The following is a 13,877-nucleotide window of genomic DNA, read 5'->3' on the forward strand; positions in this document are numbered from 1 at the left end:
GGCTGACCCAATCAGGCACGAGCGTGAACCGCCCAGGGCGCATGTCCAAGTGTGGCAACGCTTACTTGCGTGCCGCGATGTTCATGCCCGCGATGACGGCAATCCGCTGCGATGAGAATGTGAAGGCCTTTTATGAGGTTCTGGTTGCTCGCGGCAAGAAAAAAATGCAGGCCATCGGAGCGGTGATGCGTAAATACCTGACCGGGTTATGGGCGTGCATGCGTTCTGGAGAGGAATTTGATACGGCCAAGCTTTTCAGCGAAAAACATCTCGCGAAAGCTTGACCGTGAACAGAGTATCTACAGGTTCTGGTCATTCGCGGATTCACACTGAACCTGTAGGAGCGAGGCTTGCCCGCGAAGACTTCAGCCGCTACACCGCAGATTAGAGCCCCATCTGCTTACTGATGATCTCGTTCATCACTTCCCGCGTCCCGCCGCCGATCGACAGAATCCGATTATCCCGGTACAGCCGCTCCACCAGGCTCTCGCGCATGTAACCGAGGCCCCCAAGAATCTGCACGGCGTCGTTGGTGATGCGGTCCGCCGTGTCGGTGGCGAAGTTCTTGGCCATGGAAATCTCCTTGATCACACTCTGCCCAGCAGCCATTTTCGCCGCCTGGCGGTAGGTGAATTCCCGTGATACCTCCAGCATCGTGGCCATTTCCGCCAGTCGATGCTTGAGCACCTGGAACTTGCCGATGGGTTTGCCGAAAGCTTCGCGCTGACGACCCCACTTCAGGCTCTCCTCCAGTGCCAACTGCGCGGTCATGTTGGCCATCAGCGCCAAGGCCAGACGCTCGCTCTGGAAGTTGCCCATGATGCAGGCAAAGCCCCTGTTTTCGGCTCCAATCAAATGGCCCACCGGCACCCGACAATCATCGAAAAACAGCTCGGCGGTGTCCGACGCCCACCAGCCCATTTTCTTCAACTGACGACCGACAGTGAAACCGGGCGCGCCCTTCTCGATCAGCAACAAACTGATGCCGCCAAACCCAGGCTCGCCGGTGCGCACCGCTACGGTGTAGAAATCTGCCCGAACGCCGCTGGTTATGAAGGTTTTGCTACCGCTGACCCGGTAACAGTCGCCGTCACGTACGGCACGGGTTTGCAGGTTGGCGACGTCGGAGCCGCCGCTGGGCTCGGTAACGGCCAGGGCGCTGATTTTCTCACCCGCCAGCACCTGAGGCACAACGCGATCGCGAACTTCAGGCCTGGCCCACTTGAGGATCGGCGGCAAACCAATGTCCAGCGAGCCCAGCCCCGCGACCAGACCACCGGAACCGCAGCGCATCAGCTCTTCACTGGCGGCGATCTTGGCGAACACATCGCCTTCGTGACTGCCGCCCAAGGCTTCGGGATAACCAATGCCCAAAATCCCCGCCGCGCCGGCCTTCAGGTAGAGCTCACGGGGGAAGCTTTCGGCTTCTTCCCACTGGTCGATGTCCGGAAGAATCTCGCGCTCGACGAAACGTCTGACGCTGTCGCGGACCAATTGGTGGCTAGGGTCGAAGTATTCCTGAAAGGCAGGCATCGGCGAACTCCACTGAAGGTTCAGCGAAGTTAACCGAGCGCTTGCTTGGTTTTCAACAGGATTGTGTGAATCAGATGGACCGAGGCGTGTTCTTCGCGGGCAAGCCTCGCTCCTACAGGTATCGGTTGTTCGCGAATACGCAAAACCGTAGGAGCGAGGCTTGCCCGCGAAGAGGCCAGTTCAGACACTACAAGGTAATCGGCTTGCGCCCCGCAAACGAATGCGCCAACGTCCCGCCATCCACCAATTCCAGCTCGCCACCCAACGGCACGCCATGGGCGATGCGCGAGGCGATCAGGCCTTTGTTGCTGAGTAACTGAGCAATGTAATGCGCAGTGGCCTCACCTTCTACCGTCGGATTGGTGGCGAGGATGACTTCGGTAAACGTGCCCGCCTCTTCGATCCGCGACATCAGTTGTGGAATACCGATGGCGTCCGGCCCCAACCCGTCGAGGGGCGACAGGTGGCCCTTGAGCACGAAGTAGCGACCGCGGAAACCGGTCTGCTCCACCGCATAAACATCCATCGGACCTTCCACCACACACAGCAAGGTGTCGTCGCGGCGTGGATCGGCGCATTGCGGGCACAGATCGTCTTCGGTCAGCGTGCGGCACAAGCGGCAGTGACCCACCCCTTCCATGGCCTGACTCAGCGCCTGGGCCAGTCGCAAACCGCCGCTGCGATCACGCTCAAGCAGTTGCAACGCCATGCGCTGGGCAGTTTTCTGACCCACACCCGGCAAAATTCGCAGGGCATCGATCAGTTGGCGAATCAAAGGGCTGAAGCTCATGGGGAAAAGTCCGACATAACAACGAGACGCGGTTTATACCCGCGCCTCGAATGAGCGTCAATTATTCAGTCTTGCGTAACCCGCAGTTCGAATTTCGGCTGTATAGAGAGCAGACCTTTGTGGCTGTGTCGCGTTCGATGTTTTTTCAGGGGGACCGAGTCGACTTCTTCGCGGGCAAGCCTCGCTCCTACGGATATCGGTTATTCGCGAATATTCGCATGACCGTAGGAGCGAGGCTTGCCCGCGAAGGCGTCCTGATAGACGTCGCTTGCCCTCAGCCAGAAACAAAAATGCCAGGCGCGATGCCTGGCATTTTTTAATCCATCCGATGCGCCTTGGCGAATCAGAATGGCAGCTTCATACCCGGTGGCAATTGCATGCCAGCGGTCACGCCAGACATTTTGTCCTGGCTGTTGGCTTCGATCTTGCGCACGGCATCATTGACGGCTGCGGCGAATACCGCCTCGAGCATTTCCTTGTCGTCTTCGCTCAGGCCTTCGACCAGGCTTGGATCGATGGTCACACGCTTGACGTCGTGACGGCCGGTCATGACCACGGTGACCATATCGCCGCCGGCTTTACCGGTGACTTCGGCGTTGGCCAGTTCTTCCTGCATCTTGGCCATTTTTTCCTGCATCTGCTGCGCCTGCTTCATCAGGCCGGCCATGCCACCTTTCATCATGGGAATCACCTCAAAAGTACTTGGATAAAAACAGCGCCCGGCGAATGCGGCCAAGCGCCTTCAGTTATTAGCCCTGACTGACCAGGGCCTCGACAGGTTCAATAGTATCGTGACGGACCACTGCCCCGAACTGCTGCATCATTTGCTGGATGAACGGATCGCCGTGGATCGATTCCTCGGCCTCGCGCTGACGGTTGGCACGGCGGCGGGAGGCGGCCTGGGCCGGGGTTTCCTGCTCGGGCTTGATCAGCTCCATGCTCAGGGTCAGCGTACGCCCGTGAAACTGATTCAGCGCATCGTTGAGGCGACGTTGTTGCGTCGCGTTGAACAAGGCGCTATGGGCCGGATCCAGGTGCAACAGCCAATTGTCGCCATCGACGGCGATCAGCGTGCAGTTGGCGGCAATACTGCCGGTCATGCCGGACACCGGCAGTTTCGGGAACAATTCCAGCCATTGCAGGGCCAGACCGGTGGCCGGCATCGCGGCCGGTTCAGGTTCGGGTTCCGGCGCAGGTTCGGCGGTGTGCTCGCTGGCCAGTTCATCGAGATAGCTATAAGCCGAATCCATGTCCGGCTCGATATAGTCCTCGTCCAGCGGCGGCTCGTCGTCCAGATCCATGCCTGGCGTAGCGGCATCGACTTCGGCCACGGACGGTTCCGGGATCGGCGCAGCAGCCCATTGCGGCGCATCCGGCACCACGCTGTCCGGCGTCGGCATGGGCATCGGTGGCAATTCTGGTTGTTCGCCAGCCGTTTCCAGCACCGGCTCAATGGCGGGCTGTTGAACAACTTCGGGCGCTATCGGGTCGTTCCACGGCAGATCGACGATTTCTTCGACCGCTACGGGCTCGACAACAGGCTCGGGCTCAGGCGCGACCGGATCAGAAACGAGCACGACCGCAACTGGCTCAGGCTCGGCTGCCATGACAGGAGCCGGTGCAACCACGGGCGCAACAGAAACCGCAACCGGAACCGGGACAACGGCCGCAGCGACTACCGGCGCTACAACCGGCGCAGCAGCCACTGAGTTTGCGGAATCAACTGTGGCCTGGCTGATCCCCACTGTCTTTAGCGGTTGCCTCGGCGCGTCCGCAGTGTCTGCCGGCCGGAACGCAAGCATTCGCAGCAGGACCATTTCGAAGCCACCGCGCGGGTCCGGTGCCAGCGGCAAGTCCCGGCGACCGATCAGGCCCATCTGGTAATAGAACTGCACGTCTTCAGCCGGCAATGCCTGAGCCAGAGCCAATACGCGGTCACGATCGCCATGGCCATTGTCAACGCCTTCAGGCAGAGCCTGGGCGATGGCGACACGGTGCAACACATTGAGAATTTCCGAGAGCACGCCGTTCCAGTCCGGACCTTGTTCGGCCAGATGGCGCACCGCCTCGAGCAACGCCTTGGCGTCGCCTTCGATCAGCGCATGCAGGACGTCGTAGACCTGACCATGATCGAGGGTGCCGAGCATCGCCCGCACGTCGGCGGCCATGACCTTGCCTTCACCGAAGGCGATGGCCTGGTCGGTCAGGCTCATGGCGTCGCGCATCGAACCGTCGGCGGCGCGGCCCAGCAGCCACAGCGCATCGTCTTCGAACGGCACGTTCTCGACGCTGAGCACGTGGGTCAGATGCTCGACCACCCGCTCCGGGGTCATGTTCTTCAGGGAGAACTGCAGGCAACGCGAAAGAATCGTTGCCGGAAGTTTCTGCGGATCGGTGGTCGCCAGGATGAACTTGACGTAGGGCGGCGGCTCTTCGAGGGTTTTCAACAGCGCATTAAAGGAATGGCTGGAGAGCATGTGCACTTCGTCGATCAGGTAGACCTTGAAGCGCCCGCGGCTCGGCGCGTATTGCACGTTGTCGAGCAGTTCGCGGGTGTCTTCGACCTTGGTCCGGCTCGCGGCGTCGATCTCGATCAGGTCAACGAAGCGGCCTTCATCGATCTCGCGGCACACCGAGCACTCGCCGCAAGGGGTCGAAGTGATACCTGTTTCACAGTTCAGGCATTTGGCGATGATCCGCGCGATGGTGGTCTTGCCGACGCCACGTGTACCGGTAAACAGGTAGGCGTGGTGCAGCCGCTGGCTGTCCAAGGCATTGATCAGAGCCTTGAGCACATGGGTCTGGCCGACCATTTCGCCGAACGAGCGCGGACGCCATTTACGTGCAAGAACCTGATAACTCATCGAAAACCGTCGCAACGAAGGAACACAAGCGGCTAATGCTAGCGGAGCAAGGCCAAAATTGCATCCGGTGCGCTCGTCTAATCTGGCTAAGCTGCACTTTGTGGAGGCTTTTATTGGCTCATACCGGAGCGTTTATGCGTTTTGCCTTGGGGGCATTGCTGTTGATCAGCCTGAGCGTCGCGGCTGCCGAGGCGCCGTTGCGCTTTGTCGTGTCCGACAGCTGGGCCATGCCCATGGTGCAAATCGAGCGCGGCCAACCGACCCAAGGCATCCTGCACGACATGATGATCAGCCTGGCGACTCAGGTCGGCGTACCGGCCGAGTTTCACATTTTGCCCAGGGCACGGGTGCAAAACGCCATGGAGCACGGCGAAGTCGATGTGCGCTGTTATATCTCGAAATCCTGGCTGCCGAATCAATCTGAAGACTATATCTGGAGCGTTCCGCTGCTGGTTCAGCGCGACTTGCTGATTGGTCGGCGAGTCTCACCTTTGATCAATCCGTCAGACCTGCCGCAACAGTCGATCGGCACCGTGCGTGGCTATAGCTACCCGACCTTGCAACCGCTGTTTGACGCCGACCGGCTGCACCGCGATGACGCGCGCAATCAGGAACAAGTACTGGAAAAACTGCTGGCCGGGCGTTACCAGTACGCGGTGAGCAACCAATGGACCCTGGACTGGTTCAACCAGCGCCTGCTGCCCGACCAGCAACTGCAAAGCGTAGCGCTGGTGCAGGAACAAAGCGTCGGTTGCTACGTGCGCAACGACCCCAAGCTGCCTGTGCAACGTATTCTGCGCACGTTGCAGCATATGAAAACGTCCGAGGAGATCGATGACATCATCCGGCTCTATACCGGCAACCCTGATGCAAACCTGTAGCGCATGATGGCTCAGGCTGTCTGGCCGAGCGCTTGCCATTGCGACGGAGCGACAAACCCCGCCACCCAGTCCGGCACCTCACCGGGCGGCATCGGGCGGGCGATGAAATAACCTTGAGCGACTTCGCATCCTAGCCGCAATAGCAATTCACCGTGCTCAACGCTTTCCAGCCCCTCGGCTATCACTTGCCGGCCGAACGCCCGGGCCAGGCCAATCACCGCCGTGGTCAGAGCCAGATCATCACGATCGATCAGAATGTCACGCACGAATGATTTATCGATCTTGATGGTTTGGGTGCGTAAACGCTTGAGGTAGCTCAGGGACGAGTAACCCGTACCAAAGTCACCCAGGGAAAACTGCACTCCCAACGCCTGACAGGCCTGCAAACAGGTGCTGACATGCTGGATATTCTCGATCGCCACCGACTCGACGATTTCCAGATCGAGCATCTGCGGCGCGACCTGAGCATGTCGAGCGAGTACGTGCTTGAGTCGGTCGACGAAATCGGCGCGCTGAAAATGTCGCGCCGCGATATTGATACTCACCGGCCAGTCCTGCCCCGCCTGGTGCCAACGGTGCAACTGCGACAGAACCTGATCCATCACCCATTCACCGATATCGATGATCAGGTCCGTATCCTCCACCAGCGGCAAAAACTCCCGAGGTGACACCAAGCCGTTTTGCGGGTGCTCCCAACGCAACAACGCCTCGAAACCGACGACCACGCCATGGCGCATGTTCACCTTGGGCTGAAAATGCAGGCGCAATTCACCGGCGGCCAGCGCCTGACGCACCCGTTCGACGGTCTGGTGAGTGGCCTTGACCTCCTGATCCCGGGACACATCGAACAGATGAAAGCGGTTTCGCCCGCTTTGCTTGGCCACATACATCGCCTGATCGGCGTGACGCAGCAGGGTTTCGGCATCTTCATGGTCATGGGGAAACAGGGTGACGCCGATACTGGCAAACACATTGATGTCCTTGCCGTGCAGCGCGTACGGCGCGGAAATCGCCCTCAACACGCGATTCAATGCTGCGTGCAATTCCGGCAGATCACGCACATATCGCAACACCAGCACAAATTCGTCACCGGCCAGTCGCGCCACCACGTCTTCGCCGCGCACAATATCGCGCAATCGCTTGGCCACCTCCACCAGCAACATATCACCACTGGCGTGCCCGTAACCGTCGTTGACCGCCTTGAACCCATCGAGGTCCAGCATGCACACCGCCAACGGGATGTTTTCATGCTGGGAGAACTCCAGCGCCTGATCCAGTAGATCCGACAGGAATGCGCGATTGGGCAGCCCGGTCAGCACGTCATGCCCGACCCGCCATTGCAAAGATTGCAGCAATTGACGTTTTTCGCTGATATCGAAACGAATCGACAGGTATCGATCAATGCGCCCTTTGGCTTCATCGAACACCGGCACCATGGTGCTATCGACCCAATACAAGCTGCCATCCTTGGCGCGATTACAGATCTCGCCCTTCCAGATATTACCCAGGGCGATGGTGCGCCACATGGCGGCGAAGAAATCGGCGCAATGCAAGCCGGAGTTCAGCAGACGATGGTTCTGCCCCAGCAACTCCTCGCGGCTGTAGCCGGATACAGCGCAGAATTGGTCGTTGACATAGGTAATCCGGCCATCCAGATCGGTCTCGGAAAAAATAGCGGCGGCATCCACGGCCCTGCGGTATTTCTCATCCATGAGTGAGGCTCACTGTCGCTAGCGGAGGTACCGCTCGACCAGCGCAGAATGCCCGGAAGAGATATTTTGAGAATTACAGCGCAGAGACACGTTATCACTCCATGAACAACATTTGATGGCCTCCGGATCGCCGCAGAACAACCAGGCTCAAAGGCCTTGGGCAAGGTAGCAACACCGACCCTGGTAAGATTTTTCGAGGGGTTTCAGACCGCCAAGAGCATCTCCGCACACCGGGCAAGAGAAGACAATGCTGGCTTTTTCATATCGCCTAAACTTCAGAAAGTAAATCATTAAAAACCTTTCCGAAGCGGCGATTCTACGAAATGCATCACATTTTGCAAAGCAAGGTGATGGATCATGCAGTTGTCTAATGCAAAAATCTATCGTTAAGTTCTTGATTCTAAATGGGAATTGAGCGATGCAAATTTCAAGTTTGGGTCCAGCCATCCGACGCTACCGCAAGGTCGCAGGGCTTACTCAGGCTGAACTCGGCGAAAAAACCGGTTTTGACCCCAAAACCATCAGCCGCTTCGAAACGGGCACCTATACCCCCAGCGTGGAAGCATTGTTTTTGCTTGCCGACGTGCTGGGCGTGAAGCTGAAAGCCTTTTTCGCAGATATGGGCGACGAAGATGAACAGCGGGCGTATCTGTTCAGCGTCATACACAAAGCCACCCCGAAGGATCTGGGAAAGCTGATCGCAGCGGTTGACCAGGCCTTGTCCAAGCCTTAGTGCCAGTAATGAAAAAAGGAGGCCGACCTGTCGAATACGACAGATCGGCCTCCTTTTTTTTGTATCCCGTTCCTTAATTCGGAAACGACGAAAAACCGCCCTGGACGAGTCCCATGGCAGCAAAGACAAAACAGTATTTCCAGATAGAAAACACGAAAGAGGATTCGTGCTGCGTTATGGTGGCGACCCCACCAGCCACACCCCGGCACACAATGTCACCGCTGCGGCTGCTCCCTTCCAGGCCTGACCGGGTTCACGGCTGATCGTTGCGGGGGGACCGATGGGGTCACCATAACGACGCTCACCTGACGGCGAGCCGCGCCATTGTACCTATCTGAGACGAAGTTACAACCGTTCGGGGATATTAAAAAATATGAGCGGCTTCAATGACATGCGCTGGCCTAAAAGATCGCTCCTGCTACAGGGGCGATCTTTTGATCCTATTGCGCCAACACCTCATCCGCCCTGCCGCCCTCCTGCTGAATCACCAGGTGAATGAAGTGCAGCTTGGCAATCACCGCCGACGGCAGGACGAACGGATAGAAATCCGGCTGACCCATGCTGCGTGACAGTTCGTTGAGCATGCCGGCCAGCTCGATCCATGCGTTGACGAACGACAGGAACGCCGGGCCGCCGGGGTGCTGCGGGTCGAATAGCGCGCTGGGCGGAAACGGCTGGTAATCGAAATCCATTTCCTGCGCACTCATGCCAAAACCCAGGGCGGTGTCCACCGCATCCATCATGTGCAGGTAGTGAGCCCAGGTTTCCGCCCAGTCTTCCCAAGGGTGCATGGTGGCGTAGGCACTGACGTAATGCTGCTGCCAGTCTAGCGGCGCGCCTTGCTGATAATGCCGCTCAAGGGCCTCGGCATAATTTTCACGCTCATCGCCGAACAGGCCGCGGAACGGCTCCAGCCAATGACTGTTGGCGACCAAGCGGTCCCAGTAGTAATGCCCTGTCTCATGACGGAAGTGACCGAGCAGCGTGCGATAGGGCTCGTGCATTTGTACGCGAACTTGCTCGCGATGGGCGTCGTCGGCTTCTTTGATATCGAGGGTGATCAGTCCGTTGGCATGTCCGGTGGTCGGCAGTTTGCCTTCGAGGTCGATACCGATGAAATCGAAGGCCAGACCGATGTCTTCGTCCATGGATTTCGCAATGACCTGCAAGCCCAGACTGATCAGCTGTGCCACCAGACGACGCTTGGCGATTTCCACGTTGCGCCAGTGCTCGTGATTCTCGGGGATCGACAGGTCGGGGATGGTGCGATTCAGGCTGCAGGCGATGCACAACGTAGCGTGATCATTGACCGGCAGCAGCCAGTTGCATGCGGCCGGAGAATCGAGATTGGCGCAGCGGCGAAATACACCGGCGTCGGGATCGGCATCGAGCAACCAGGTACCCGCTTGCGGGCCGGGCTGCAACGACGACACGCGGCTCTGCTGCGGCTGATAACCCAGCGCCGCCGAACAGGCCAGGCACTGGCTGTTGCGAAAGAACAACGACTGCCCACAGCTGCAATGCCAGACCTTGCTGTTGCGCGAACGCTCACCCATGAAAGGCGCGGCGATACGTGAACTGAGCTGTTCGAAGAAGCGGTACATGGCGATCTCTCCCTGAAGCCTGCCAAGACTAGATCATTCCTCAGACATGATCGTTCCCACGCTCTGCGTGGGAATGCCGCCCCGGACACTCCGCGTCCGCTGTGACGCAGAACGTCATGGGATGCGTTACCACGCAAAGCGTGGGAACGATCAGTTAAACCGAAATATTATGCTTGCCAAGAAACCCGACAAACGCCTCTTCATCGAGCACCTTCAACCCCAGCTCATTGGCCTTGGCCAGCTTTGATCCCGCGCCTGGGCCGGCGACCACGCAATGGGTCTTGGCCGATACGGAACCGGCCACCTTGGCGCCGAGACTTTCAAGTTTGTCCTTGGCGACATCGCGACTCATCAGCTCCAGCGAACCGGTCAGCACCCAGGTCTGTCCGGCCAACGGCAACCCTTCGACGACTTTTTTCTCACTCTGCCAATGCATACCGAAATCACGCAGCTGCTTTTCGGCCGCCTCGGCGAGCTGACGATTTTCCGCCCCCGCAAAGAACTCCCGAACCGAGGTCGCCTGTTTCTCCGGCAGTGCCTGACGCATGTCCAGCCAATCAGCACTCATCACCGCTTCGAGCGAGCCGAACTTATCCGCAAGCTTCTGCGCCCCGCCCGGCCCGACCGACGGAATGTGCAACTTGTCGAGGAAACCACCCAGTGTGGTACTGGCGGAAAATTCGGCACCCAGCTCGCCCTGATCCTGAATCTGCAGGCCATGCTTGAGCAGATCCTTGATCACTTGCCGGTTATGCGCGTCTTCAAAGAAACTGTGAATCTCGTGAGCCACTTCCAGCCCGACATCCGGCAAATACGTGAGCACGTGCGGCAATGCCTGCTGAACCCACTCCAGCGAGCCGAGAGAGCGCGCAAGGACCTTGGCCGTCTCTTCGCCGACATCAGGAATGCCCAAGGCGTAGATAAACCGCGCCAGACTCGGCTGCTTGCTGTCTTCGATTGCACCGAGCAGGTTCTTGCTCGACAGTTCGGCAAAGCCTTCCAGGTCGACGATCTGCTCGAACGTCAGGGCATAGAGATCGGCCGGCGAACTCACCAGGCCTTCGTCCACCAGTTGCTCGACGCTCTTTTCGCCCAGGCCTTCGATGTCCATGGCGCGGCGCGAAACGAAGTGAATGATCGCTTGCTTGAGTTGCGCACCGCAGGCCAGACGGCCGACGCAGCGATACACCGCGCCTTCGCTGATGGTCTCGCGGCCCTTGCTGCGCTTGACCAGTTGCGTACGCTCGACATGAGAGCCACAAACCGGGCACTGCTCGGGAATCTGTACTGGCCGGGCATCCTCCGGACGGCGCTCGGCAACCACTTGCACCACTTGCGGAATCACGTCACCGGCGCGACGGATGATCACGGTGTCGCCAATCATCAGGCCCAGCCGCGCCACTTCATCCATGTTATGCAAGGTCGCATTGGCCACGGTGACGCCTGCGACCCTCACCGGTTTCAAGCGCGCCACCGGCGTCACGGCACCGGTGCGACCGACCTGGAATTCCACGTCGAGCAGTTCGGTGAGCTCTTCCATGGCCGGGAATTTGTGGGCAATCGCCCAGCGCGGTTCGCGAGCGCGAAAACCCAGCTCACGCTGGGACGCGATGCTGTTGACCTTGAACACCACGCCATCGATTTCATACTGGAGCGCATTGCGGCGTTCGCCGATGTCGCGGTAGTAATCCAGGCATTCTTCAATACCATGCGCCAATTTCAGCTCATGACTGATCGGCATCCCCCAGGCTTTGAGTTGCTGCAAATTGCCAATGTGCGTGTCGGCGATATCGGCCGAAATCTGGCCGATGCCGTAGCAGCAGAATTCCAGCGGACGATTGGCGGTGATCTTCGAATCCAGCTGTCGCAAGCTGCCCGCCGCCGCGTTACGCGGATTGGCGAAGGTCTTGCCACCCGCTTCCAGTTGCGTGGCGTTGAGTCGCTCGAAACCGGCCTTGGACATGAACACTTCACCACGCACTTCCAGGGTTGCCGGCCAGCCGGTGCCATGCAGCTTGAGCGGGATATTGCGCACGGTGCGTACGTTGACGCTGATGTCTTCACCGGTGGTGCCATCGCCGCGGGTGGCGCCGCGCACCAGCACACCATCCTGATAGAGCAGACTGACCGCCAGGCCATCGAGCTTGGGTTCGCAACTGTACTCCACCGCTGCGCCACTGCCGACCAGGTCGCCGACCGGCAAGTCCAGACCTTCCGTCACCCGGCGATCGAACTCACGCATATCGGTTTCTTCGAAGGCGTTGCCCAGGCTGAGCATCGGCACTTCATGACGCACCTGAGTGAACGCCGACAGCGCCGCGCTGCCGACACGCTGGGTCGGCGAATCGCTGGTAATCAGTTCAGGATGGGCCGCTTCGAGGGCCTTGAGCTCGTGGAACAAGCGATCGTATTCGGCGTCCGGAATGCTCGGCTCGTCCAGCACGTGGTAGCGATAGTTGTGCTGATCGAGCTCGGCGCGCAGCTCTAGAATGCGGGTTTTGGCGGCGGTCATGGGTGTTCTCTCATAAAGCAAAAGAGCAGCCGAGGCTGCTCAATTTGTTGATGCGGTGCAGATTCATTGTAGGAGTCCGGCCTGCCGGCGAAGGCGTAGTTGAGATCGCCTTCGCCGGCAAGCCGGGCTCCTACAGGGCATGGAAGTCGCGACTCAATCTTCCACACGTTACCAATTTCAGCGCTTCTGGGTCAGGGCGCGACGTTCGAACTCGACGATGCGCTGACGGTAGTGCTCGATAGTCTGGGCGGTCAGCACGCTGCGCTGGTCGTCTTTCAGTTCGCCGTTCAGCTCCTGGGACAGTTTGCGTGCCGCAGCCACCATCACGTCGAAGGCTTGCTTGGGATGACGCGGGCCTGGCAGACCGAGGAAGAAGCTCACTGCCGGGGTGCTGAAATGATCGATGTCATCCAGATCGAAGACACCTGGCTTGACCGCATTGGCCATGGAGAACAGGACCTCGCCGTTACCGGCCATGCTTTCGTGACGGTGGAAAATGTCCATCTCGCCGAAACGCAGACCGCTTTCCAGAATGTTCTGCAACAGTGCCGGGCCCTTGAAGCCGGCCGGGTCGCGGCAGATCACGCTGATCACCAGCACTTCTTCGGCTTGCGGCTGATCTTTATCGACCGAGCTGGCGGGCTTGGTGTCATCCGGGAAATCGTCGTCACGGCTGTTGAAGCTCGGGCCGCCGTCCAGGTCCAGGTTGAGGTTCAAGTCGCCTTGCGATGGCTCGCCATGACCACGCTTGCCACGCTTGGAACCCGACTCGCGAGGCTCACGGGCAGGCATGCTCACCGACGGCAGATCATGCTCGTCCAGTTGCGGCTCTTTATGGTTATCCAGCACGCGGGGCGGGCCCAACAGCTCGGCGCTGGTGTCCTCATCCGGCAGATTGGACAAACTTCGGTCAAGACGGAATTTCAGTTTCCCCTTGCCGCCGCGCATGCGACGCCAGCCATCGAAAAGAATACCGGCAATGACAATAATGCCGATGACGATCAGCCACTCGCGCAGACCGATTTCCATGTAATCCCGTGCCTCTATAAAAAATGCTGAAAAATAAGGGGTTTACATTGTGCAAACCGCTTTAAAACGTGGCGCCAACTCTATGTTCTGACAGGCGTTTTGCCCACGTATACGAAAAATTGACATTAAACTAGCACGACCAAAGACAACTTTACACCGTCTGTCACAGTGGCTTGCGCGAATTATGTCGATTGGCCAGCAAGTGAAGGCAAGTAAAAA

Annotated in this window: 11 protein-coding genes and 1 other RNA gene; 3 read left to right on the forward strand and 9 right to left on the reverse strand. The window is 58.9% G+C overall.

Going from position 1 to position 13,877, the window contains the following annotated elements:
• Positions 1 to 284, forward strand: a 284-nt coding sequence (locus tag MEB48_RS15000) for a transposase (RefSeq protein WP_237884934.1), incomplete at its 5' end; no start/stop codon positions are given.
• A gap of 100 nt (positions 285 to 384) precedes the next feature.
• On the opposite strand, the gene MEB48_RS15005 is transcribed toward MEB48_RS15000, so the two are convergent.
• The 4 genes from MEB48_RS15005 to dnaX all read right to left on the reverse strand — a co-directional run bounded on the left by MEB48_RS15005 (position 385) and on the right by dnaX (position 5,187).
• Positions 385 to 1,533, reverse strand: coding sequence for an acyl-CoA dehydrogenase family protein (locus MEB48_RS15005; protein ID WP_237884935.1), 1,149 nt, complete (start codon positions 1,531 to 1,533; stop codon positions 385 to 387).
• Between the two features lie 187 nt (positions 1,534 to 1,720).
• Positions 1,721 to 2,323, reverse strand: coding sequence for a recombination mediator RecR (gene recR / locus MEB48_RS15010; RefSeq protein ID WP_237884936.1), 603 nt, complete (start codon positions 2,321 to 2,323; stop codon positions 1,721 to 1,723).
• A gap of 343 nt (positions 2,324 to 2,666) precedes the next feature.
• On the reverse strand, positions 2,667 to 3,005 hold the full coding sequence (locus tag MEB48_RS15015; protein WP_007905413.1) for a YbaB/EbfC family nucleoid-associated protein: 339 nt from the start codon (positions 3,003 to 3,005) through the stop codon (positions 2,667 to 2,669).
• A 67-nt stretch (positions 3,006 to 3,072) separates the two neighbouring features.
• Entirely contained in the window at positions 3,073 to 5,187 is a 2,115-nt protein-coding gene (dnaX, locus tag MEB48_RS15020) for a DNA polymerase III subunit gamma/tau (RefSeq protein ID WP_237884937.1), read from the reverse strand.
• A gap of 134 nt (positions 5,188 to 5,321) precedes the next feature.
• Here dnaX and MEB48_RS15025 point away from each other — a divergent pair, with 134 nt between their 5' ends.
• Entirely contained in the window at positions 5,322 to 6,068 is a 747-nt protein-coding gene (locus MEB48_RS15025; protein WP_237884938.1) for a substrate-binding periplasmic protein, read from the forward strand.
• An 11-nt stretch (positions 6,069 to 6,079) separates the two neighbouring features.
• Here MEB48_RS15025 and MEB48_RS15030 read toward each other — a convergent pair whose 3' ends face one another.
• Positions 6,080 to 7,780, reverse strand: a complete 1,701-nt coding sequence (locus MEB48_RS15030; RefSeq protein WP_237884939.1) for a putative bifunctional diguanylate cyclase/phosphodiesterase — start codon at positions 7,778 to 7,780, stop codon at positions 6,080 to 6,082.
• A 418-nt stretch (positions 7,781 to 8,198) separates the two neighbouring features.
• Between MEB48_RS15030 and MEB48_RS15035 the strand changes: the two genes are divergently transcribed.
• The gene (locus MEB48_RS15035; protein WP_237884940.1) at positions 8,199 to 8,513 is read left to right on the forward strand and encodes a helix-turn-helix domain-containing protein; all 315 of its coding nucleotides are present in this window, start codon (positions 8,199 to 8,201) and stop codon (positions 8,511 to 8,513) included.
• A gap of 186 nt (positions 8,514 to 8,699) precedes the next feature.
• Here the strand turns inward: MEB48_RS15035 and ffs are convergent.
• From ffs to zipA, 4 genes are all read right to left on the reverse strand, one after another.
• Positions 8,700 to 8,796, reverse strand: an RNA gene (gene ffs / locus MEB48_RS15040) — signal recognition particle sRNA small type.
• Positions 8,797 to 8,953: 157 nt separating this feature from the next.
• Positions 8,954 to 10,117 (reverse strand): zinc-binding metallopeptidase family protein, encoded by a 1,164-nt coding sequence (locus MEB48_RS15045; protein ID WP_237884941.1) that lies wholly within the window; start codon positions 10,115 to 10,117, stop codon positions 8,954 to 8,956.
• 154 nt (positions 10,118 to 10,271) lie between these two features.
• Entirely contained in the window at positions 10,272 to 12,629 is a 2,358-nt protein-coding gene (gene ligA, locus MEB48_RS15050; protein ID WP_237884942.1) for an NAD-dependent DNA ligase LigA, read from the reverse strand.
• Between the two features lie 177 nt (positions 12,630 to 12,806).
• Positions 12,807 to 13,658: a cell division protein ZipA gene (gene zipA, locus MEB48_RS15055; RefSeq protein WP_095051985.1), complete on the reverse strand. Its 852-nt coding sequence runs from the start codon at positions 13,656 to 13,658 to the stop codon at positions 12,807 to 12,809.
• Between the last annotated feature and the right edge of the window lie 219 nt (positions 13,659 to 13,877).

Origin of the sequence: Pseudomonas sp. PGPR40 (assembly GCF_022014505.1) — a bacterium.
In the GTDB taxonomy this organism is placed as follows: domain Bacteria; phylum Pseudomonadota; class Gammaproteobacteria; order Pseudomonadales; family Pseudomonadaceae; genus Aquipseudomonas.